Source organism: Rhodoplanes tepidamans (assembly GCF_030813915.1).
In the GTDB taxonomy this organism is placed as follows: Bacteria; Pseudomonadota; Alphaproteobacteria; order Rhizobiales; family Xanthobacteraceae; genus Rhodoplanes; species Rhodoplanes tepidamans.
This window is the reverse complement of sequence record NZ_JAUSUJ010000005.1, coordinates 225,264-247,649: the sequence shown is the minus strand read 5'-3', so window position 1 is coordinate 247,649 and position 22,386 is coordinate 225,264. Positions and strand designations below refer to the sequence as shown.

General features: G+C 70.9%; 16 protein-coding genes and 1 tRNA gene. 7 read left to right on the top strand and 10 right to left on the bottom strand.

Annotated elements, in window-relative coordinates:
• Nucleotides 1–15: 15 nt before the first annotated feature.
• On the top strand, nucleotides 16–564 hold the full coding sequence (locus tag J2S22_RS08560) for a recombinase family protein (protein WP_272776475.1): 549 nt from the start codon (nucleotides 16–18) through the stop codon (nucleotides 562–564).
• A 397-nt stretch (nucleotides 565–961) separates the two neighbouring features.
• On the opposite strand, the gene J2S22_RS08555 is transcribed toward J2S22_RS08560, so the two are convergent.
• Nucleotides 962–1,036 (bottom strand) — tRNA-Val (locus J2S22_RS08555).
• A gap of 208 nt (nucleotides 1,037–1,244) precedes the next feature.
• A complete protein-coding gene (gene cpdR / locus J2S22_RS08550; protein ID WP_272776476.1) occupies nucleotides 1,245–1,607 on the bottom strand; it encodes a cell cycle two-component system response regulator CpdR in 363 nt (120 codons plus the stop codon).
• Between the two features lie 300 nt (nucleotides 1,608–1,907).
• Here cpdR and J2S22_RS08545 point away from each other — a divergent pair, with 300 nt between their 5' ends.
• Nucleotides 1,908–2,810, top strand: coding sequence for an N-formylglutamate amidohydrolase (locus J2S22_RS08545; protein WP_272776477.1), 903 nt, complete (start codon nucleotides 1,908–1,910; stop codon nucleotides 2,808–2,810).
• Between the two features lie 450 nt (nucleotides 2,811–3,260).
• Here the strand turns inward: J2S22_RS08545 and J2S22_RS08540 are convergent, their stop codons facing one another.
• A complete protein-coding gene (locus J2S22_RS08540; protein ID WP_272776478.1) occupies nucleotides 3,261–4,532 on the bottom strand; it encodes an MFS transporter in 1,272 nt (423 codons plus the stop codon).
• 270 nt (nucleotides 4,533–4,802) lie between these two features.
• On the opposite strand from J2S22_RS08540, the gene hisN reads away from it, so the two are divergent.
• The gene (gene hisN / locus J2S22_RS08535) at nucleotides 4,803–5,588 is read left to right on the top strand and encodes a histidinol-phosphatase (protein WP_272776479.1); all 786 of its coding nucleotides are present in this window, start codon (nucleotides 4,803–4,805) and stop codon (nucleotides 5,586–5,588) included.
• 131 nt (nucleotides 5,589–5,719) lie between these two features.
• On the opposite strand, the gene J2S22_RS08530 is transcribed toward hisN, so the two are convergent.
• Nucleotides 5,720–6,667 (bottom strand): alpha/beta fold hydrolase, encoded by a 948-nt coding sequence (locus J2S22_RS08530; protein ID WP_272776480.1) that lies wholly within the window; start codon nucleotides 6,665–6,667, stop codon nucleotides 5,720–5,722.
• Nucleotides 6,668–6,911: 244 nt separating this feature from the next.
• Between J2S22_RS08530 and J2S22_RS08525 the strand changes: the two genes are divergently transcribed.
• On the top strand, nucleotides 6,912–7,388 hold the full coding sequence (locus J2S22_RS08525) for an Hsp20 family protein (protein WP_272776481.1): 477 nt from the start codon (nucleotides 6,912–6,914) through the stop codon (nucleotides 7,386–7,388).
• Nucleotides 7,389–7,559: 171 nt separating this feature from the next.
• Here the strand turns inward: J2S22_RS08525 and J2S22_RS08520 are convergent, their stop codons facing one another.
• Nucleotides 7,560–8,015, bottom strand: a complete 456-nt coding sequence (locus J2S22_RS08520) for a hypothetical protein (protein WP_272776482.1) — start codon at nucleotides 8,013–8,015, stop codon at nucleotides 7,560–7,562.
• A 540-nt stretch (nucleotides 8,016–8,555) separates the two neighbouring features.
• On the opposite strand from J2S22_RS08520, the gene gltB reads away from it, so the two are divergent.
• Both gltB and J2S22_RS08510 read left to right on the top strand, forming a co-directional pair.
• The gene (gene gltB, locus J2S22_RS08515) at nucleotides 8,556–13,268 is read left to right on the top strand and encodes a glutamate synthase large subunit (RefSeq protein WP_272776483.1); all 4,713 of its coding nucleotides are present in this window, start codon (nucleotides 8,556–8,558) and stop codon (nucleotides 13,266–13,268) included.
• 223 nt (nucleotides 13,269–13,491) lie between these two features.
• A complete protein-coding gene (locus J2S22_RS08510) occupies nucleotides 13,492–14,907 on the top strand; it encodes a glutamate synthase subunit beta (protein WP_272776484.1) in 1,416 nt (471 codons plus the stop codon).
• A 75-nt stretch (nucleotides 14,908–14,982) separates the two neighbouring features.
• On the opposite strand, the gene J2S22_RS08505 is transcribed toward J2S22_RS08510, so the two are convergent.
• The 3 genes from J2S22_RS08505 to J2S22_RS08495 form a co-directional block, all read right to left on the bottom strand.
• Nucleotides 14,983–15,921 (bottom strand): PDR/VanB family oxidoreductase, encoded by a 939-nt coding sequence (locus tag J2S22_RS08505; RefSeq protein WP_272776485.1) that lies wholly within the window; start codon nucleotides 15,919–15,921, stop codon nucleotides 14,983–14,985.
• Nucleotides 15,921–16,439 (bottom strand): MOSC domain-containing protein, encoded by a 519-nt coding sequence (locus tag J2S22_RS08500; RefSeq protein ID WP_272776486.1) that lies wholly within the window; start codon nucleotides 16,437–16,439, stop codon nucleotides 15,921–15,923. Before J2S22_RS08500 ends, J2S22_RS08505 begins: the two co-directional genes overlap by 1 nt.
• A 66-nt stretch (nucleotides 16,440–16,505) precedes the next feature.
• Nucleotides 16,506–17,831 (bottom strand): MFS transporter, encoded by a 1,326-nt coding sequence (locus J2S22_RS08495; protein WP_272776487.1) that lies wholly within the window; start codon nucleotides 17,829–17,831, stop codon nucleotides 16,506–16,508.
• 562 nt (nucleotides 17,832–18,393) lie between these two features.
• Between J2S22_RS08495 and J2S22_RS08490 the strand changes: the two genes are divergently transcribed.
• Entirely contained in the window at nucleotides 18,394–18,996 is a 603-nt protein-coding gene (locus J2S22_RS08490; RefSeq protein ID WP_272776488.1) for a helix-turn-helix domain-containing protein, read from the top strand.
• 25 nt (nucleotides 18,997–19,021) lie between these two features.
• On the opposite strand, the gene J2S22_RS08485 is transcribed toward J2S22_RS08490, so the two are convergent.
• A complete protein-coding gene (locus J2S22_RS08485; RefSeq protein ID WP_272776489.1) occupies nucleotides 19,022–20,644 on the bottom strand; it encodes an SGNH/GDSL hydrolase family protein in 1,623 nt (540 codons plus the stop codon).
• Nucleotides 20,645–20,813: 169 nt separating this feature from the next.
• Entirely contained in the window at nucleotides 20,814–22,163 is a 1,350-nt protein-coding gene (locus tag J2S22_RS08480) for a lytic murein transglycosylase (RefSeq protein WP_272776566.1), read from the bottom strand.
• Nucleotides 22,164–22,386 lie beyond the last annotated feature (223 nt).

Sequence of the window (22,386 nt, the reverse complement as noted above, 5' to 3'; positions counted from 1 at the left end):
ACGAGGCCCAAAAACTTGCTGCATTGGATACGCCCGGTCAGTACCCTTCGCCAGGACCTGGAGCGGCAGTTGCGTGCGCTCAAATGGTATGGCTGCGACTTGGTTTTCTCCGACAAGGCGAGCGGCAAGACCGTGGCCGGACGGCCGGACCTTGAGGCCGCGTTGACCCAGCTCGACGAGGGCGACGAGTTCGTGATCGCGGAGTGGGATCGCGCGACCCGCTCGATGTGGGACGGCCTGCAGATCATCAAACGGGTGATCGAGAGCAAGGCAGTCATTCGCGTGCTGGATCGATCCTGCATCGACCTCAGCACGCCGATGGGGCAGGGCTTCATGGCGCTTTTCTCGGCTGTGGCAGAGGATGAGCGCCAGCGGATCGTCAAACGCACCCACGAGGGCCGCCAGGTGGCCCACGAGCGTGGCGTGAAGATGGGGCGAAAGCCGAAGCTCAACGCCAAGCAGGTCGCGGAAATCCGCCAGCGCTTGGCGGACGGGGAAAAGACCCGCGACCTCGGCGACAGCTACGGGGTCAGCCGGGCAACCGTCGCGAGGGTCGGCGTCTGACGGTTCTGCACCTCACCCGCATCGACCCGGACCGGAATATGGCTCGACGCCCAAGTCGGCGACGCCGACTTGGGTGGCCGCATCCTTCGAGGCCCGGCGGAGTTTACACTCGGGCCGCGCGAAGTGCGGACCGGGTGCCGGGCGCCTCATGGTGACGGTGCGAGTCAGAGCGGGAGGCGGTGGGTATAAGCCCTCGGTCCTGCGGCATCGTCGCCAACGCGATCGCCGAGGGGAGGCGCCGGGCGTCGCGCAGTCGGGCAACCCGGCAGTGAAAAAGCGGCCGGAGTCTGCATCGGTCCCGTACGGCTCGTCGGGCCCCGGTCCGCGCCTCGGCAGGAGGCCGCCGCGATGCCGCGATCCAGCGGATCCGCTCACGCCATCGATGTCCGGGAGAAAGTGGTGGGCGCGACAGGGATCGAACCTGTGACCCCTACCATGTCAAGGTAGTGCTCTTCCGCTGAGCTACGCGCCCGCCGTCGGTGACGGCTGTCGTCGGTGACGGTCGTCGGGAGACCGGCTCCCGAAGGAGCTGCTCCCGCTCCGGGACCGTCGGGCCCGGATTCGGCGCCGCTGGCGCCGAGGTGACGGTTCCTATATCGGCTCGCCCGGGCCGGGGCAAGACGCTTCGCGGCGTCCCGGTCGAAAACCGGCCCGCGGCCCTGTGCGCTTGGCCTCGGCCCTCAGGCCGCGGTCAGCATCTTCTGGACCTCGGTCACCAGCTCGCGCAGGTGGAACGGCTTCGACAGCACCTTGGCGTGCTTCGGGGCGGCCGAATCCGGGTTGAGCGCGACGGCCGCGAAGCCGGTGATGAACATGATCTTGATGTCGGGGTCGAGCTCGGACGCCCGGCGGGCCAGCTCGATGCCGTCCATCTCGGGCATCACGATGTCGGTGAGGAGGAGCTGGAACGGCTCCTCGCGCAGCCGGTGGTAGGCCGACAGGCCGTTGTCGTACGAGGTGACCTCGTAGCCCGCGTTCTGCAGCGCCTTCACCAGAAAACGCCGCATGTCGTTGTCGTCTTCGGCCAGCAGAATCCTCGACATACCCCGTACCCGGCTGTTCACCTGCGCGCCGAAGGCATCCGCCCCGGCCGTCCCCGGTCCCTTGTTCAACATTCCATAAGCGCGAGTCCTGGTAAATACGAAGTGAAGCGCGGTGCGATCGACGGTCGATCTTGGCATGGACTGTCACATCATGGACAATGACCCGTTCCGGGCGACTCGATCGACGCGCCGCCCGGGCCACGGGGCCGCCCGCGCCCCACCCCCCTTCGTCCCGGATCATCGCGCCACGGCGGTCCGTCCGGGACTCGTTCGCACCAGCGTCCTGGTCGCCGGAGCCGCATGACCGATTCGCGCACGACCGATTCGCCAGACGAGCTCGACCCGCCGTTCGACGTCCTGGAGCCCGCGACCGCGTCCGGCCCGCTGGTGTTCAACTCGCCGCACAGCGGCGCGATCTACCCGCAGCGCTTCCTGGAGGTGACGCGGCTCGACCTCGCCACCCTGCGGCGGTCGGAGGACACCTTCGTCGACGAGCTGTTCGCCGGGGTGGTGGCGCGCGGCTTCCCGCTGATGCGGGCGTTCTTCCCGCGCTGCTACGTCGACGTGAACCGCGAGCCCTACGAGCTCGACCCGCGGATGTTCGACGGCCGGCTGCCCTCCTACGCCAACACCCGCTCGATGCGGGTCGCCGGCGGGCTCGGCACGGTCGCCCGGGTGGTCGGCGACGCGCAGGAGATCTACGACCGGCGCCTGCCGGTCGACGATGCGCTGTGGCGGATCGAGACGCTCTACAAGCCCTACCACCGGACGCTGCGTCGCCTGCTCGGCCGCACCCACCGCGACTTCGGGGTCGCCCTGCTGGTCGACTGCCACTCGATGCCGTCGAGCGCCGGGCCGCGGGACGAGCGCCCGCGCGCCGACGTGGTGCTGGGCGATCGCTACGGCACCAGCTGCGTGCCGATCGTCTCCGAGACGGTGGAGACCGCGCTGCGCGACCTCGGCTACGTGGTGGGCCGCAACAAGCCCTATGCCGGCGGCTTCATCACCGAGCACTACGGCAGCCCGGCCACCGGCATCCACGTCCTGCAGTTCGAGATCAACCGCGCCCTCTACATGGACGAGCGGCGCCAGCTCCGCGCCGCCGGCTTCGAGCGGATCGCCGCCGACATCGCCCTGGTGGTCGACCGGCTGGCCGCGCTGCCGCTCGACGACCTCAGGCCGTGCCGCGCCGCCGCCGAGTGACGGACGGCGAGGACACGACGAACACGCGGCGAGGACGACGAGGACGAGGACGGCGAGGCGTCGCACGACGACGCATGCCGACGACCGCAGCGTTCATCTTTGTGACAGACTTATAAATGCGAGCATTGCCCGTCATAATTGTCCGTGACGGTGCGAGCATCCAGGGTTAATCAATCATAACGGGAAAGACGTCTTGTGGTCATTCTTCGGACCGCCGTCCAAGCATTGTCGGCGGCTGCCCAAGTGTAGCCACAAAAAAAGAGGCCGCCAGCGCGTGCCAGCGGCCCAAGTCTAGGGAGGAAACGCCCAAGGAGGGCGGCGGTAACACGAGTCATCGCGCTACCGCACCGCCGAAATATGTCATCGCATCGCACCAATTGCAAGCCGAGCCGGGCATACCCGGTCCGCGTCGGACGGGTTCCTCGGGGAGAGTTGCCGGACGGTCATAGACTAACGGAGGGGGTCGCGGACTGCCCGATAAACCAGCATACCGAGCACGCAGAACACAAATTGTGCAAAGAAAACCGCGCGATACGCGTCAACCGGATAGACTCCGCCGGGCGCCGCGAACTGGTTGATGAGTAGTCCGCCGAGGAGCTGCGACAGAAAGCCGCCCCCCATGGTGCCCATGTTCATCAGGGTCATGCCGCGGCCGACCAGCCGGCGGGGGAACAGGGCCCGCCCATGGGCGATCACGACGGGCAGAAAAGCCGAGCAGAATCCGAAGGCTGCGAGCCACGCCCAGAGGCCCGCCGGGGGCAGCGTGCCGGCCACCGCGAGCAGCAGGAGGAGGAGCGCGGTCGCGGTCGCGCCCAGGAGGGTGGGAATCCGGTAGCCGCCGAACACCCGGTCGGCCGCCCCCCAGACGATCATGCCGGCCGCCTGGGTCAGGGCCGGGACGAACAGAAGGGCGCCGCGCGCGGTGAGGTCGTGGCCGTAGGCGTGGGTGAGGTAGGGACCGCCCCACAGCCCTACCACCAGCGCATAGCTGGCATAGGCGGTCAGGTTCATCACGAAGAGCCGCGGCGCGTCCGGCTGCCGCCACGCCTCGGCGACGCCGCGCAGCCCCTCCGCCAGGGTCTCGTGCCGCGCCTCCGGCTCGGCCGCCGGCTCGCGCATCAGCACCGCGACCAGAAGGCCGACGAGCCCCATCAGCACCGCGGTCGCCGCGAAGGCGGTGCGCCAGCCGACCGCGGCGGCGGCGAGCGCCAGCGGCGCGGTCGCCAGCAGCGAGCCGAGGGTGCCGACCCCGAGCTGCAGGCCGGCCAGGGTCGCGAACCGCTCCGGCGGGAAGCTGCGGGCGTAATAGGCGAGCGGCGCCATGAGGTAGCACGAGGTGCCGATGCCCATCAGGGCGCGCGCGGCGAACACCTCGGCGGCATCGGTGGCGGCGGCGAACAGGAGCGTGCTGCCGACCACCAGCACGGCGAAGACCAGCATGATGCGCTTCGGGCCGAAGCGGTCGATCGCCACCCCGAGCGGGATCTGCATGGCGACGAAGACGAAGAAGAAGACGCTCGACACCAGCGCCAGGTCGGAGGCCGACAGGCCGAGCTCCGCCGACAGGGTCGGCGCCAGCACGGCGATGCCGTTGCGCAGGAACTGGCTCACCACATAGGTGGCGCCCAGCGTGGCGACGAGCGCCGCCACGGCGGCGGTGCCGCCGCCGACGATGGTCCGGCCGCCGGCCGCGGCGGCCGGACGGGAGGTCTGTTCGGTCATGCGAAGCCCCGGCGGGCGGCAGCTCCTGCGGCCCGCCGCCGTGGTCGCACGCGGCGCCGCGGCGACGCAAGAGCAGGGCGCACCGTCGCCGAGACCAACGGCCGGGTTGCCCGGCGCCCCGACCTCTTATAGGCCATCGGGGGTCCGCCGGTACCGGCCGGGCGCCGAGGCGGGCCGGGAGACCGGGGCCGCCGCGGCGGGCGGTGCGACCGGCATCCATTCATTTCCACCGCAGGCCGCGGGAGTGCCCCGCCGGGGCGAGGGGCCATCATGACGGCAATCGATTTCTCGGCGTTCATCGACCGCCTGGCGACGGTCTCGGGAGAGGCCATCCTGCCGTTCTTCCGCACCTCGCTCACGGTCGACGACAAGAACACGGGCGGGGCGTTCGATCCGGTCACGGCCGCCGACCGGGCGGCCGAGCTCGCCATGCGGGCGATGATCCGCGACACCTTTCCCAGCCACGGCATCGTCGGCGAGGAGTTCGGCCCCGACCGGCCGGAGGCCGAGTATGTCTGGGTGCTCGACCCGATCGACGGGACGAAGTCGTTCATCTCCGGCATGCCGGCCTGGGGCACGCTCATCGCGCTCACCCGCAAGGGCACGCCGGTGTTCGGCATGATGCACCAGCCCTATTTCGGCGAGCGCTTCTCGGGCGACGGCCAGGCGGCGCGCTACCGCGGCCCGCGGGCCGCGCGCGACCTGATGGTGCGGCCGTGCGAGAGCCTCGACCGCGCGGTGCTGTTCACCACCAGCCCGCGCCTGATGAACACGGCCGACCGCGCCGCCTTCGGCAAGGTCGAGGAGAAGGTGCGGCTGTCGCGCTACGGCGGCGACTGCTATGCCTACTGCATGCTCGCGGCCGGCCACATCGACCTCGTCGTCGAGACCGAGCTGAAGCCGCACGACGTCGCCGCGCTGATCCCGATCATCACCGGGGCCGGCGGCATCGTGACCACCTGGGAAGGCGCCCCGGCCGAGAAGGGGGGCCGCATCGTCGCCGCCGGCGACAAGCGCGTCCACGCCGCCGCCCTGATGGCGCTGCGGGCCGGGTGATCTGACGGATCGGTCAAGTCATCGCGGCGCCGCGAGATTCGGCCTGCTCTCTCCCCCCTTGTGGGGAACAGGGAGGGGGGAGGGAACGCAGCCGACCAGCGCCTCGGTGTTCGGCTCCGGGGGCCGGCACCTCACCCGTACAGCGGCGTGCCGGGGACGAAGGCGTCGAAGGCGGCCCAGAAGAGCTTGCGGAGCTGGTCCTGCTCCATCATCAGGTCGTGCCGGGCGCCCGGGACGACGAGGTGGGAGCCGGCCCGCAGGCTGGTGCCGAACTGCTCGATCGCGGCGGTCGAGACCAGCGTGTCGCCGCCGCCGGCGATCAGCAGCATCGGCTGGCGCAGCCGCGCCGGATACTGCGGCCGCTGCATCGCCGCCATGGTACGGAAGGCGGCGTCGGCCCAGGCGACCGTCGGGGCCGCGACCGCGAGGGTCGGCTCGGCCTCGATCACGGCCGCCGTGCGGGCGTAGCGGATCGGATCGGAGGTCAGCGGATTGTCGGGGAACGGCTCGGCCGCGACCGCCCGGCTGCTGCCGCCCGGCACCGCGAGCCGGCCGAGGCCGACCAGCCGCAGCGCCCTGGCGACCGAGGTGCCGGCGCCGAACAGCGGCCGCCGGGTCAGGCCGATCATCGGCGAGCTCAGCACCATGCGGTCGAACCAGCGGTGCCCGCGCGCCGCCGACTCGATCAGCACGGTCGCCCCCATGCCCTGGCCGAGGGCGTAGAAGGGCGGCGGGCAGTCGGGCAGCACGACCTGCTTCACGAAGGTCTCGAGGTCGATCAGGTAGTCGGAGAAGCGGCGCGCGTGGCCCTTGCGGCGGTCGCGCACGTTGCGCTGCGACAGCCCCTGGCCGCGGAAGTCGATGGTCGCCACCGCGAAGCCGCGGTCACGCAGATCCTGCACCACCTCGAAATACTTCTCGATGAACTCGGCGCGGCCCTGGAACAGGCACACCGTGCCTTTGCGGCCGGGCGGCGGCGCGAAGCGGGCGAAGCGCAGCGTCACGCCGTCCGGGGTCTCCATGGCGCCGACGGTGGCGCCGGCGGGCGCCGGATTGGCCGGGATGGAAACGAGCTGCACCGCAGGGGCTTTCGTCGCGAGAGGCCGGACGGCCGACAGCCGCTTATAGCAGGCCGGACAGCGGGCTCAACCGCCGCCCGCGGCGTCGACGCGGGGGTGCCGGTCCGTCGCGGTCGGGGGTCTTGAAGGCCGCGGGGCGCCTCCCATATCACCATCGGCACCGGCCATCAGGCGGTGCTCGAACGGGTCCGGCCGTTGCGGCGGACCGTTTCGCGACAGCTCATCGCTCGTTGGAGGATATGCTATGCGCACGACTTTCGATCTCACCCCCCTGTACCGCTCGACCGTCGGCTTCGACCGGCTGTTCTCGATGCTCGACCAGGTGGCCGGCTATGACGGTCAGGGCTCGAGCTACCCGCCCTACAATATCGAGCGGACCGGCGAGAACGCCTATCGCATCACGCTCGCCGTCGCCGGCTTCGCGGCCGCGGACATCGCCATCGAGGCGAAGGAGAACACCCTGACGGTGCGCGGCGACAAGCAGGCGCCGAAGCCCGAAGGGAAGAAGGGCGAGGTGCTCTACCAGGGCATCGCGGCCCGTGCCTTCGAGCGCGTCTTCCAGCTCGCCGACTTCGTCGAGGTGCGCGGCGCCTCGCTCGAGAACGGGCTCCTGCACATCGATCTCGTCCGCGAGATCCCCGAGAAGATGAAGCCGCGCCAGATCGCCATCGGCACGGCGCCCGAGCCGGCCGGCAAGGTGATCGACGCCAAGGCGGCGTAAGGGGCCGCGTCCTGAATCCGGACCGGGCCGGCACGTGGCCGGCCCGATCGGCCCGCGAGGAGCGCGCCCGAGAGCACGCCTGATCGCGAAACTGAGAGCGCCCCGTCCGGGGCGCTTTCTTTTTTGGCGGCGTCGCAGGCTGGCGTCGCAGGCTGGCCGGCGGCGCCGCCCTCAGTCGAGCGGTGCCACCGGCACGTCGACGGCGCCCGGGGCGCGCGGCGGCATTTTGGGCTTCGGCCGGGTCGAGGCGGTGGTGTCGCCGCCGGGGCCGGTCTCCGCCGGCTTGGTGCGCGGCGTCGGCGTCCGCTCGGCGGGCCGGCCGGCGCGGCCCGGAATGCTGCGCGGCGGCACCAGGCGCGGCTCGGCGTCGCGGCCGAAGAACCAGGGCGGGATCGGCCGCCGCGGCGGCGGCACCGGCTTGGCGGCCGGGCGAGGCGCCGGGGCGGCCCGGGGGGCCGCCGGCTCGCCCGGCAGCGCGTCGACCCGGGCCGAGAGGGCCGCGGCCGGGCTCGCACCGGCGAGCGTCGCGGCGCCGATCCCCCAGGCGAGGCCGCGGCCGAGATCCCGAACCAGCCGCCAGCCGAGCAGGGCGGCGCCCACCCTTCTGGCGTGCCGTCGACAGCCCATTGTCGCTCTTGTATCCATCAGCCTCTCCCCTCGGGGCCATGGAGCCCCCTGAATCGGGCAGGGCTGGGGCGCGCCTGCCGCGCGGGAGGGCGGTCGGGACGAGTCGAAAAAAGCCCCGCCCGGTCGGTACTTCGGTGCAGGGCGCGACGGCGCGGCTCTGGTCTGCGCAATGAAATTCGGGCAAAGTCCTCGAATCTGAAACTCGGTGCCTTGAATGCATGGCAAGAGTTTGGCATTGTTATTTAGGACAGCATTGCTGTCCCAGTTTACAGAATTGGTACTGACGGCTCCGGTCCGGGTCGCTGTCGATCCGGCGCATCAGGACTACGGTCGCGACGACTGCGGTCGCGAGGACCACGGTCGCGCACAAGCCGGGGGGTGCCACATGGCGTCGACCGGCCGCATCTCCGGCCGGTGACAACGAGCCCGTTGGCGTCGCAGCACCGAGGGGTGCGGCGGCGCGACGGGCGCGCCCGCGTCGGCGGCGTTCGTTTGGTAAACGGACGCGCACCGGGACGGGCGAGCGAAGGGGATTTGCACATGACCGCGATCAGGTCCGGCTCGCGTTTCGAGGACCAGCAGGCTACCCGGCAGGCGGCGGATGCGGCGACGACGCTGCCCGCGGCCGCGCTGGCGCGTGGCCTCTACGATCCGGCCCTGGAGAAAGACTCCTGCGGCGTCGGCTTCATCGCCGACATCAAGGGGCGCCGGTCCCACAAGATCGTCGCCGATGCGCTGGCGATCCTGTGCAACCTCGAGCATCGCGGCGCCGTCGGAGCCGATCCGCGCGCCGGCGACGGCGCCGGCATCCTGGTCCAGATCCCGCACAAGTTCTTCGCCAGGAAGGCGGCGGAGCTCGGCTTCGCGCTGCCGGAGCCCGGCAAGTACGCGGTGGCGCAAGTGTTCCTGCCGCACGACGAGGAGCGCCGCGAGGAGATCATGGAGCTCGTCCGGGCGCAGGCCGCCCGCGAGGGCATGGCGGTGCTCGGCTGGCGCGACGTGCCGACCGACAACGCGACGCTCGGCGAGTCGGTAAAGCCGACCGAGCCGTTCCACCGGCAGATCTTCATCGGCCAGGGCACCCGCAGGCTGGACGAGGACACGTTCGAGCGGCGGCTCTACATCCTGCGCAAGACCATCTCGGGCATGCTCTACGAGAAGCGCGGCCGCAACACCGCCATGTACTATCCGGTGTCGTTCTCGTGCCGCACCGTGATCTACAAGGGCATGTTCCTGGCCGACCAGCTCGGCGCCTACTATCCGGATCTGCATGATCCCGACTTCGAGAGCGCGCTCGCCCTGGTGCACCAGCGCTTCTCGACCAACACGTTCCCGACCTGGTCGCTGGCGCATCCGTATCGCTTCATCGCCCACAACGGCGAGATCAACACGCTGCGCGGCAACGTCAACTGGATGGCGGCCCGGCAGGCCTCGGCGCGCTCGGAGCTGTTCGGCGACGACATCGAGCGGCTGTGGCCGATCTCCTACGAGGGCCAGTCTGACACCGCCTGCTTCGACAACGCGCTCGAGTTCCTGGTGCAGGGCGGCTACTCGCTGCCGCACGCCGTGATGATGATGATTCCGGAGGCGTGGGCCGGCAACCCGCTGATGGACGAGCACCGGCGCGCCTTCTACGAGTACAACGCCGCCCTCATGGAGCCGTGGGACGGCCCCGCCGCCATCGCCTTCACGGACGGCCGCCGCATCGGCGCGACGCTCGACCGCAACGGCCTGCGGCCGGCCCGCTACATCGTCACCCGTGACGACCGCATCCTGATGGCCTCCGAGATGGGCGTGCTGCCGATCCCGGAGAAGGACATCGTCGTCAAGTGGCGCCTGCAGCCGGGCAAGATGCTGCTGGTCGATCTCGAGGCCGGCCGGCTGATCCCGGACGACGAGATCAAGGCGTCGCTGTCGCACAAGCATCCCTATCACGAGTGGCTGACCCGCACCCAGCTGGTGCTCGAGGATCTGCCGCCGGCGAAGAGCGGTTCGGCCGCCTCCAACCTGCCGCTGCTCGACCGCCAGCAGGCGTTCGGCTACAGCCAGGAGGACGTCCGCATCCTGATGGCGCCGATGGGCGCCACCGGCGAGGAGCCGGTCGGGTCGATGGGCAACGACACGCCGATCTCGGCGCTGTCGTCGAAGTCGAAGCTCCTGTTCACCTACTTCAAGCAGAACTTCGCCCAGGTGACGAACCCGCCGATCGACCCGATCCGCGAGGAGCTCGTCATGAGCCTCGTGTCCATCATCGGGCCGCGGCCGAACCTGTTCGATCTCGAAGGCCTGTCGCGGACCAAGCGGCTGGAGGTGCGCCAGCCGATCCTCACCAACGAGGACCTGGAGAAGATCCGGTCGATCGCCGACCTCGACGGGTCGGAGTTCCGCTCGGTCACGCTCGACACCACCTGGGCGGCGGCGCACGGCGCCGACGGCCTGCGGCCGGCGATCGCCGAGCTGTGCAGCCGGGCCGAGCAGGCGGTGCGCGACGGCATCACCATCATCATCCTGTCCGACCGGGCCGTCTCGTCCGACCGGATCCCGATCCCGTCGCTGCTCGCCTGCGCGGCCGTGCATCATCACCTGATCCGCCGCGGCCTGCGCACCTCGGTCGGCCTCGTGGTCGAGTCGGGCGAGCCGCGCGAGATCCACCACTTCTGCTGCCTCGCCGGCTACGGTGCCGAAGCGATCAATCCCTATCTGGCCTTCGAGACGCTGCTCGCCATGAAGGACGAGCTGCCGAACAAGCTGTCCGAGAAGGAGATCGTGAAGCGCTACATCAAGTCGATCAACAAGGGCGTGCTGAAGGTGATGTCCAAGATGGGCATCTCCACCTACCAGTCGTACTGCGGCGCCCAGATCTTCGACGCGGTGGGCCTCAAGTCGGACTTCGTGCACGCCTACTTCACCGGCACGGCGACCCGCATCGAGGGCGTCGACATCGAGGAGATCGCCGAGGAGACGGTGCGGCGCCATCGCGACGCCTTCGGCGACGCCCCGGTCTACCGCAACGCCCTGGACGTCGGCGGCGAGTACGCCTACCGCACCCGCGGCGAGGAGCACGTGTGGACGGCCGCGACCGTCGCGGCCCTCCAGCACGCCGTGCGCGGCAACTCGCAGGAGCGCTACCGCGCCTTCGCGGCGATGATCAACGAGCAGTCGGAGCGGCTCCTCACCATCCGGGGCCTGTTCCGCATCCGCTCGGCCGAGGAGGACGGACGCACCAAGGTGCCGCTCGACGAGGTCGAACCGGCGGCGGCGATCGTCAGGCGCTTCGCCACCGGCGCCATGTCGTTCGGCTCGATCTCGCGCGAGGCGCACACCACGCTCGCCGTCGCCATGAACCGGATCGGCGGCAAGTCGAACACCGGCGAGGGCGGCGAGGAGGCGGACCGCTTCAAGCCGCTTCCGAACGGCGACTCGATGCGCTCGGCCATCAAGCAGGTGGCGTCGGGCCGCTTCGGCGTGACCACCGAGTACCTGGTCAACTCCGATGTCATGCAGATCAAGATGGCGCAGGGGGCGAAGCCCGGCGAGGGCGGCCAGCTTCCCGGCCACAAGGTCGACAAGACGATCGCCCGGGTCCGCCACTCGACGCCCGGCGTCGGCCTGATCTCGCCGCCGCCGCACCACGACATCTACTCGATCGAGGATCTGGCGCAGCTGATCTTCGACCTGAAGAACGTCAATCCGCAGGGCGACGTCTCGGTGAAGCTCGTCTCCGAGGTCGGAGTCGGCACCGTCGCTGCCGGCGTCTCCAAGGCGCGGGCCGACCACGTGACGATCTCGGGCTTCGAAGGCGGCACCGGCGCCTCGCCGCTCACCGCCATCAAGCACGCCGGCTCGCCGTGGGAGATCGGCCTCGCCGAGACCCACCAGACGCTGGTGGCCAACCGGCTGCGCGGCCGCATCGCCGTGCAGGTCGACGGCGGCCTGCGCTCGGGCCGCGACGTGATCGTCGGCGCGCTGCTCGGGGCCGACGAGTTCGGCTTCGCCACCGCGCCGCTGATCGCGGCCGGCTGCATCATGATGCGCAAGTGCCATCTCAACACCTGCCCGGTCGGCGTGGCGACCCAGGACCCGGTGCTGCGCGCCCGCTTCAAGGGCACGCCCGAGCACGTCATCAACTACTTCTTCTTCGTCGCCGAAGAGGTGCGGGAGCTGATGGCCGAAATGGGCTACCGGCGCTTCGAGGACATGATCGGCCAGATGCAGATGCTGGACCAGCGCCGCCTGGTCGAGCACTGGAAGGCCAAGGGGCTCGACTTCTCGCGCCTGTTCATGAAGCCGATGGCGCCGGAGAGCGTGCACATCCGCAAGGTCGAGAACCAGGACCACGGCCTCGACAAGGTGCTCGACCGCAAGCTCATCGCCCAGGCGCAGCCGGCGCTCGACCGCGGCGCTCCGGTGCGCATCGTCACCGAGATCCACAACACCGACCGCTCGGCCGGCGCCATGCTGTCGGGCGAGGTGGCGAAGCGCTACGGCCATGCCGGCCTGCCGGACGACACCATCCATGTCCGTCTGGTCGGCACCGCCGGGCAGAGCTTCGGCGCCTGGCTCGCCCACGGCGTGACCATGGAGCTCGAGGGCGACGGCAACGATTATGTCGGCAAGGGCCTGTCGGGTGGCCGCATCATCGTGCGGCCGGCGACCGACTCCGGCATCGTGCCGGAGGAGTCGATCATCGTCGGAAACACCGTGATGTACGGCGCCATCGCGGGAGAGTGCTACTTCCGCGGCGTCGCCGGCGAGCGCTTCGCGGTGCGTAACTCCGGTGCCACGGCGGTCGTCGAGGGCGCCGGCGATCACTGCTGCGAGTACATGACGGGCGGCGTCGTCGTCGTGCTCGGCAGGACCGGGCGCAACTTCGCGGCCGGCATGTCGGGCGGCATCGCCTACGTGCTCGACGAGGACGGCACCTTCCAGAGCCGCTGCAACATGGCGATGGTCGAGCTGCAGCCGATCCCCGAGGAGGAGGCCGTCAACGCCGCGGTCTATCACCAGGCCAAGGATCTGGAGACGGCCGGCCGGGTCGAGGTGCTGCGCGACATGACGCGGTACGACGCCGAGCGGCTGCGCCTGCTGATCACCCGGCACGCCCGCTTCGCCGGTTCGCGCCGGGCCCAGCAGATCCTCGACAACTGGGCCGACTACCTGCCCAAGTTCCGCAAGGTGATGCCGCTCGAGTACAAGCGCGCGCTCGCCGAGCTCGCCAAGGAGCAGGAGGCCGCCATGCAGGCGGCGGAGTGACGACGGGTCGCGCGACTCGCGATCCGCAGACGAACAAACCCGTCATGCCCGCGCTCGTCGCGGGCATCCACGCCCTTCCAGCGAAGCTGCGGCGAAGACGTGGATGGCCGGGACGAGCCCGGCCATGACGACGCCCCGAACCCACGTGGACGTTCGGTGCGGCGAGACTGGATGCAGCACGGCCGGCCCTCCGTGGATCGGGTCGACGGCGAGGACTTAGACGATGGGTAAGGTCACGGGTTTCCTGGAGTTCGAGCGCACCGACCGCAAGTACGCGCCGGTCGAGGAGCGCCTGCGTCACTATCGTGAGTTCGTGCTTCCGCTGCCGGAGGGCGAGCTGAAGCAGCAGGCGGCGCGCTGCATGAACTGCGGCATCCCCTACTGCCACACCGGCTGTCCGGTGAACAACCAGATCCCGGACTGGAACGACCTCGTCTATCTGGACGACTGGCGAACGGCCGCGCAGAACCTCCATTCGACCAACAATTTCCCCGAGTTCACCGGGCGCGTCTGCCCGGCGCCGTGCGAGGAAGCCTGCACGCTGAACCTCGAGGACAACCCGGTCACCATCAAGACGATCGAGTGCGCGATCGCCGACAAGGCGTTCGAGAACGGCTGGCTGAAGCCCGACGTGCCGGCGAAGCGGACCGGCCGCAAGGTCGCCGTGGTCGGCTCCGGCCCGGCCGGCCTCGCCGCCGCCCAGCAGCTCGCCCGCGCCGGCCACGAGGTGCACGTCTTCGAGAAGTTCGCCAAGGCCGGCGGTCTGCTGCGTTACGGCATCCCGGACTTCAAGCTGGAGAAGCACCTGATCGACCGCCGCGTCTCGCAGATGGAGACCGAGGGCGTCACCTTCCATTACGGCGCCCATGTCGGCGTGACCGTGAAGGCCAAGGAGCTCGTCGACGGCTTCGACGCCGTGGTGCTGGCCGGCGGGTCCGAGAAGCCGCGCGACCTGCCGATTCCGGGTCGCGAGCTCGACGGCGTCCACTTCGCCATGGAGTTCCTGCCGCAGCAGAACCGGCGGGTGAGCGAGGAGTCGTTCGACGCCACGCCGATCCTCGCCACCGGCAAGAAGGTCGTGGTGATCGGCGGCGGCGACACCGGCTCGGACTGCATCGGCACCTCGGCGCGCCAGGGTGCGGCCTCGATCGTCCAGCTCGAGATCCTGCCGATGCCGCCCGAGAAGGCCGACAAGCTGATGACCTGGCCGAACTGGCCGCTGAAGCTGCGCACCTCGTCCAGCCACCACGAGGGCGCGACCCGCGAGTTCTCGGTGCTGACCGAGAAGTTCTCGGGCGAGAACGGCCGGGTGAAGACGCTCCACTGTGTCCGGGTGGACGACAAGATGAAGCCGGTTCCGGGCTCGCAGTTCGAGCTCGAGGCCGACCTCGTCCTGCTGGCCATGGGCTTCGTGCACCCGGTCAAGGAGGGCATGCTGGCCGAGCTCGGCGTGGCGCTCGATCCGCGCGGCAACGTCAAGGCCGACACCGAGGGCTACCGCACCTCCGTCGACAAGGTGTTCACGGCCGGCGACATGCGCCGCGGCCAGTCCCTGGTCGTGTGGGCGATCCGCGAAGGCCGTCAGGCCGCCCGCGCCGTCGACGAGTTCCTGATGGGCGTCTCCGCCCTGCCGCGCTGAGGGCCTTGTCATTCCGGGGCGCGGGCCAGGCCCGCGAACCCGGAATGACAGCGTCCTGATCGGGCCACCGGCCTCTCACAGATCCACCACCAGCCGCGGGCCGGCCGACAGCGCCACGCAGGCGAGCAGCGCGTGCTCGCGCTCGGCCGGCTGCAGCGCGCGGTCGCGGTGCAGCGGCGTGCCCTCCAGCCAGTCGATCCGGCAGGTGCCGCAGATGCCGCCGCCGCACGAGCACGGGACACGGACGCCGTGGCGCTCCAACGCCTCGGCCATGCCGACGCCGAGCGGCACCGCGATCTCGCGCCCCGAACGGGCCAGCACCAGCGTGTAGGCGCACGCCTCCGGCGGCACCGTGACGGGCGGCGGCACGAAGCGCTCCACATGGACGCGATCGTCCGGCCAGTCGGCGGTCGCCGTCTCGAAGTCGGCGATCAGCGACAGCGGCCCGCAGCAGTGCAGCCGGCGGTCGGGATGCTGCGGCCCCAGAAGGTCGGCGATCGCCGGACGGGCCGCCGCCCGGGTGTCGTGCAGGACGGCGCAGCCCTCCTCGACCAGGGGCGCGATCTCGTCGGCGAGCGGCGGCGTGCCGCGCGACACGACGTGCAGGACGAAGTCGCGCCGACCCTCGCGGAGCAGGGCGCGGGCCGCCGAGAGGAACGGAGTCACGCCGATGCCGCCGGCCACGAAGGTCTGGTGACGTCCGCACAGCGGCAGCCCGCCCCGCGGCAGCGAGACACCGATCTCGTCGCCTTCGGTGACCGCGTCGTGCAGCAGGATCGAGCCGCCGCGGCCGTCCGGCTCGCGCTTCACGGCGATCACGAAGCGGTCGGATTCCGCCGGGTCGTTGACGAGCGAATAGGTCCGCACCAGGCCGCCCGGCAGGTGCAGGTCGACATGGGCGCCGGGCCGGAACGACGGCAGCTCCCAGCCGTCCGGATCCGTCAGCACCAGCCGCCGCGTCGCCGGGCCGGCCGGCGCGGCCGCGGCCACCACGGTGCGGATCGTGCGGGCCATCAGGCGTTCCGCACCAGGTCGCCGACCCGCACGATGCCGCCCTCGAGGATGCGGCAGTTGAGGCCGGAGCGGTTGATTAGCGGGTCGAAGATCGCCTTGCCGGTGATCTCCTCGATGTGCCGGCACGGCACCGACAGGCGCGTCGCCTCCAGGAGCGTGGCGCCGAGCCGGAAGCGGCGTCCGACCAGATGGTTGAGCGGAACGCCCTCGACCGTCACGTTGCGCCGGTGCTCGTGCGGGCCGAGCGCGATGCCGGCGTCGCGCTTCAGCGCGACGAGCGTCTCGATCTCGAACAGGGTGATCTGCCGGCCGTCCTCGGGACGGTCGGAGTAGAATCCCTCCTCGCGGCCGATCATGTAGCGGTCGCCCTCGATGCCCTTGCCGGGCACCAGCGTGATCTCGGGGACCGACCGCATCGGCAGGAAGGCGCGCGGGGTGATGTGGAGGAAGCGGACCACGCCCGTGAAGGCCGTGGCGACAGAACCTTCGGCCGGGGCGTCGAGAACGGTGGCGAGCATGCGGGCCTCGTCGATGAGTGACACGGGAGAGAGGCCGGACCGGCGGCGGCCGGTCCGGCCGGCGGATCAGGTCAGCTCCTTGCGGGCCGTCTCGGGGGCCGCGAAGGTCGCGACGGTGGTGATCAGGCCGCAGGCGATCAGGTAGAGCGAGATCGGCCAGGTCTGCCCGCCGCTCCACGCCATCAGGGCTGCGGCGACGAACGGCGTCAGCCCGCCGGACAGCGCCGCGCCGATCTGGAAGCCGAGCGAGGCACCGCTGTAGCGCAGGCGCGCGGCGAACAGCTCGGAGTAGAACGGCGCACCGATGCCGAACATCACCATCTGGCCGAACGAGATCGCCACCACCACGGTGAGCGTGACGATCAGCGGGTCGCGGGTGTCGAGCAGGGCGAACATCGGGAAGGCGAAGCCCATGCAGAACAGGCAGCTCGCGTAGAACATCGCCTTGCGGCCGACGATGTCGGACAGCCAGCCGAACAGCGGGATGGTGAACAGCGCGATGAAGGACGACGCCATCACGCCGTTGAGCACGGTCGCGCGCGGCATGCCGAGCGTCTGGGTGGCGTAGGAGATGACGAACACGCCGGCGATCGAGGCGTAGGAGATCTCGGCGATCTTCAGGCCGACCGCGGTGAGGAAGGCCTTGCGGTGCCGGGTCAGCACTTCGGTGACGGGCCGGCGCGACACGTCGCTCTTCGCCTGGACGGCGCGGAACGCCGGGGTCTCCTCGAGCCGCAGCCGGATGAACAGGCCGACGCCGATCAGCAGGATCGAGAGCAGGAACGGGATGCGCCAGCCCCACGCCATGAACTCGCTTTCCGGCAGCTGGGAGACCACCGCGAAGATGGCGAGCGCGGCGAGGTTGCCGACCGGGTTCCCAACCTGCACCAGGCTGCCGTAGAGGCCGCGACGATGCGCCGGAGCGTTCTCGACGGCCATCAGCACGGCGCCGCCCCATTCGCCGCCCAGGCCGATGCCCTGGACGAAGCGCAGCATCACCAGGAGCGCCGGCGCGGCGACGCCGATCTGTTCGTAGGTCGGCAGCAGGCCGATCGCGAAGGTGCCGAGCCCCATGATGATGATCGTGATGGCGAGCATCGCCTTGCGGCCGACCTGGTCGCCGAAATGCCCGAACACGGCGGCGCCGAGCGGCCGCGCCAGGAAGCCGACCCCGTAGGTGCCGAACGCCGCGATGGTGGCGATGCCCGGGTCGGTGGCCGGGAAGAACAGCTTGTTGAACACCAGCGCGGTCGCCACCGCGTAGATCAGGAAGTCGTACCACTCGACCGCGGTGCCGATCACCGAGGACCAGACGATTCGGCGCATGTCGGACGAGGTCTCGGGGGCGGGGATCACCAGCTGGTCGGTGGCGGCTTGGTCGGCGACGGACATGGTCGGGCTCCTCGTGGTGGACCGGGCTCGGGCGGGCGTGCGGCTCCCCGTCCCGCCCGGCGTCTGCGTCCGGGCGGGGTCGTTCGTGCGTGGCGATGCGGAGCGGGCGGGTGCCGGCGGTGCCGGCCGTCAGCCGGTCGAAGCGCCGGCGGCCGCGGCGGGTCTCGGCCGGCGCGGCGCGGGAGGTGCACCCGAGGCGAGGCCCCGGACGGGAGGATGGCGGGCGGGATCAGCGGTCATGGCTGATGCATCCTTTGAGAGGCTGCACGGGGGTGCAGTCGCGACCGGCTCGCAGATGCAAACAAGTTTACTAAAAGAAATCAATCGCCGATTTCCGCGGCACGATCCAGTGTTGCTCGTTCGCGAGGCAGGAGACGCGGATCTGACCGAGAAATGCACTGATAAGCGCGATCCTGCCTACGCGGCGGCGGCCCGACGCCGCACATTTCCGCATCCCGGGCGCTGTTTTCCACTGGAAACATGACCGGCCGCTTGGAACCAGCGCCGTGTCCTGATACGCGGGAGGGGATGCGGGCGTGCGGCGCCCGCCCGGGAGCGTGCCGTGCTGGATGTCGGCAAGGTCGATCGGCTGGGTCCGAACCTGCGCGAGCTGCGGCTGGCGCGCGCGCTGACGCTCGACCGGCTGGCCGGCCAGAGCGGGCTGACCCGCGGCTATCTCTCGCTGGTCGAGCGTGGCCTGAAGACGCCGTCGATCTCGGCGCTGCTGCGGCTCGCCGAGGCGCTCGGCGTCAACATCGCCCAGCTGTTCGATCCCGATGCCGCGCCGGCGCCGTCCAGCTATACGCTGCACCGCGCCGGCGATGCCCGCCTGCCGCAGCCCGACGGCACCTTCGGCCTGGTGCCGCTGGCCCCCGGCCGCTCGCGCAAGATGATGGAGCCGTTCCTGATGACGCCGGCGGCCGGGCCGGTCGCCAGGTCGGGACCGCGCTGGGCCCACGGCGGCGAGGAGATCCTCTACGTGGTCGCCGGACGGATCGCCGTGAAGCTCGGGGCCGAGGAGCTCGTGATGGAGCGCGGCGACTGCCTCTATTTCCCCGGCGAGATCAGGCACGAGGTGCGCAGCCTCGGCCGCGCGAAGGCCGAGGTGCTGGTGGTGATCGCGCTGCCGCCCGACGCGCCGGTACCGGAGCTGCCGGCGACCTGAGCGGGCGCGGACGGCTCGCTCCCCGCTAGCGTCCCCCGCCGAACAGGAACGGGAAGAAGGTCGGGCGCTGCGGCGCCTGGCGGTACTGCGGCTGCTGCTGGTACTGCGGCTGCCGATAGGGCTGGCCGAACCAGCCGAACACCTGCTGCTGCTGGGGTTGCGGCTGCGGCGCGCGGGCGACGCGCGGCGTCGACGGCGCGGCCGGCCGGGCCGGTCCGGGCGCCGCCGCCGGTGCCGCGGCGGGCGCTTCGGCCACCATCTGCCGCTCCTGCTTCATCGGCGTCATCGGCAGGGTCGTGTAGGCGACCACCGGGTCGGCCCCGACGGCCGCCGGCTCGCGCCGTGGCCAGGCGAAATCGTCGGCCCGGCCGGCCGGGCTCGGCATCGCCTCGCCCTTCTCGAGAACCTTCGCGGCGACCGCATCGAGCGCCGCCGTCTTGGTCTGCCGCGGTCCGCCGGCGAGCTGCTCGTCGCTCTCGGTGGCGATCGGCACCATCGACAGGGTGATGACCGGCCCGGAGAGCGGTCGGGCCGTGCCGGCCGGCCGCGCCGGCGTGCCGGGGGCGTCGGCCGCCGGCTGCTCCGGCTCCGGCCCCTTGGCGGGCTCCTCGACCGGCAGCGCCACAGGGGTGCCGCGGGCCGTCATCCAGCGCTGCAGCTCGCGCTCGACGAAGTGGGCGAGCTTGCGGGCGCCGGCCTGGGTGAAGTGCACGCCGTCGCCGGCGCGCAGTCGGCGGATCTGGCCCTCGACGTCCGGCCCCTGGGTGGCGTACCGGCCGGACTCGTCGACGAAGCCGTCCCAGACGTCGACATAGACGATGCCGCCCTTGTCGGCGCGGCTGCGGTAGAGGTCGTTGAGGTAGCCGAAATCCGCCATCGAGCGGCTGCCGCGCACCGGCGGCAGGCCGACCCAGAACACCGGCACGCCCTTGCTCTTGAGGGCCGCGATGGTCTCGTCGATGCGCCGGATGTAGAGCTCGGACCAGCGCTCGGAGCGGAACTCGTGCGAGGCACCGGGGCCGGTCTGGGCCTGGGTGTCGGTCGCGTCGTCGCCGGCGGGCGGCTGGCCCGGCTGGCCGGTGCGGCCGACCGCGGCGCGGGCGGCGCGCGGCTCGCGGATCGGCCGGCGGTCGTTGAGGCCGACCATCATCACGATGAAGTCGGGCGTCTCGGTCGCCAGCGTCTCCTGGATGGCCTTCGGCCAGTCGGGATGCTCGCCGCGCGGGTCGCTGCGCACCTCCTGCCGGATCAGTCCCGAATGGGTCCGGTGCTTGCGGATGACGCCCATTTCGGGCGATTCGGTGAACGACACCTCGAGCCCGTAGGCGAGCCAGTCGGCCATCGAGTCGCCGAACACCAGCACGTTGGTGGTCGGCGCCTGCTCGGGCTTCTTGGGCGGCGGCGCCCGTGAGAAGTCGGGCGGCGGCGCCGCCGGGCGCTGCTCTGGCGGCGGCGCGAACGGGTTCCAGAACTGCTGCTGCTGCTGCTGCCGCCGGTACGGATTGGCGAACGGGTTCTGGAACGGGAAGCGGTCGTCGAACAGCTGCGCCGCCGCCGGCGAGGCGGCACCGAGCGTCAGCATCACGGCCGCCTCGACCGCGACCAGGAGGGCGAAAGCGGCGAGGGCGCCCAACATCCGCTGCATCATGATCGAGGTCCGCTCCGAAAGCCGAAAGCGCCGGCCCGCCCGCGGCGGTCCGACGCGCGCCGCGCCGTGCGCGGCCGATTGGAACTGCGAGGATCGCAGGAGAAGGCGGCGTTTTCAAGCCGGCGCCGGGCGCCGCAGCGTGTCCGGAATCCGCTGTGGCTCGAAGCGATTAGCGCGAGCGGAGATGGTCCAGCAGGGCGGCGCTCGCGAACCCGTCCGGGGCGAGCCCGGCGGCCGCCTGGAATCGCTTGATGGCGGCGCGCGACTTCGGCCCGATGCGGCCGGTCGGCTGGCCGCCGATGTCGAAGCCGCGCTGCACCAGATGGCTCTGCAGCTCGTAGCGCTCGGCCGAGGTCAGCACCCGCTCGTCGCGCGGCCAGGCCTGGACGATCGGTCCGTCGCCGCGCATCCGGTCGGCGAGATGGCCGATCGCCAGGGCATAGGCTTCGGCCGGGTTGTACTTCATGATGACCCGGAAGTTCTTGAGCATCAGGAAGGCAGGGCCGCGGCGGCCGGCCGGCACCAGCAGATAGGCCTTGTCGGAGGGGCGCGGGAATCCCTTGCCGTTCGGCCGGGCGATGCCGAGCCGGGCCCACTCCTGGAGGGTCAGCCAGCGCGACGAATCGGCGAGCAGATAGTCGAAGCCCGGCGGCAGCACCACCTCGTAGCCCCATGTCCGGCCCGGCTCCCACCCGTCCTTCTTCAGGTTGTTGGCCGTCGAGGCGATCATGTCGGGCAACGAGTCGACCACGTCGCGGCGGCCGTCGCCGTCGAAGTCGACGGCGTAGCGCTTGAACGAGGTCGGCATGAACTGGGTCGGGCCGAAGGCGCCGGCCCACGAGCCCTTCAGGTGCTCCGGCACGACGTCGCCGCGATGGAGAATTTCCAGAGCGGCGAGAAACTCGTCGCGGAAATAGGCCTGGCGGCGCCCGACGCAGGCGAGCGTCGCGGTCGAGCGCAGCACCGAGCGGTCGCCGATCAGCGTGCCGAAATTCGATTCGACGCCCCAGATCGCCGCGACCACGTGGCGATCGACCCCGTAGGCCTTCTCGACCGCCGCGAAGGTCGCGGCGTTCTGGGCGAGGATCTCGCGGCCGCGCTGGATGCGCGCGTCGCTGACCAGCAGGTCGAGATAATCCCAGAACGCCTTGGTGAACTCCGGCTGGGCGTCCATCAGGTCCATCAGCCGCAACTCGGGCGTCAGGCCTGCCGTGTGGCGCTCGAAGCTCTCGCGCGAGACGCCGCGGCGGGTCGCCTCGGGCCACATGCGGGCGATGCAGGCCGGGAACTGGCTCGCGGCGGCGCGGATCGCCTCGGCGGTCATCTCCGGATGCCCGGAGCTGCCGGATTCGCCGCTCCACGGCCGCTCGCCCGCGGCGGGCGCCGGGATCGGTGCCGACGGGGACCCGGCCGGAATGCCGCCCTGGGCGCTGGCCGGCGTCACGCTGCCGGTCGGCCGCAAGCCGAAGAGGTCGTCGAGGAAGCTCTGGGCGCCCGCCGACGGCACCGGCGCCGCCATCGTCAGCGCCAGGGCGCCGACGATCACGCGTCGGATCAGGCCGTGCCGTGCCGGCTGCCGCACCGGTCCGCATGCCGTTTCACCCCGCGTCCGGACACTCGCCGCCGTCGTCGCCATCGCGTTCCTCCGTCCAGCCCCGAGTGAAGGCCGTGCGCCCTTTCAGGCATCTTAATCGTCGGTGGCGTCCTCGCGGCGCAAATGCGGCGGCTCCGCGGCAGTCGCG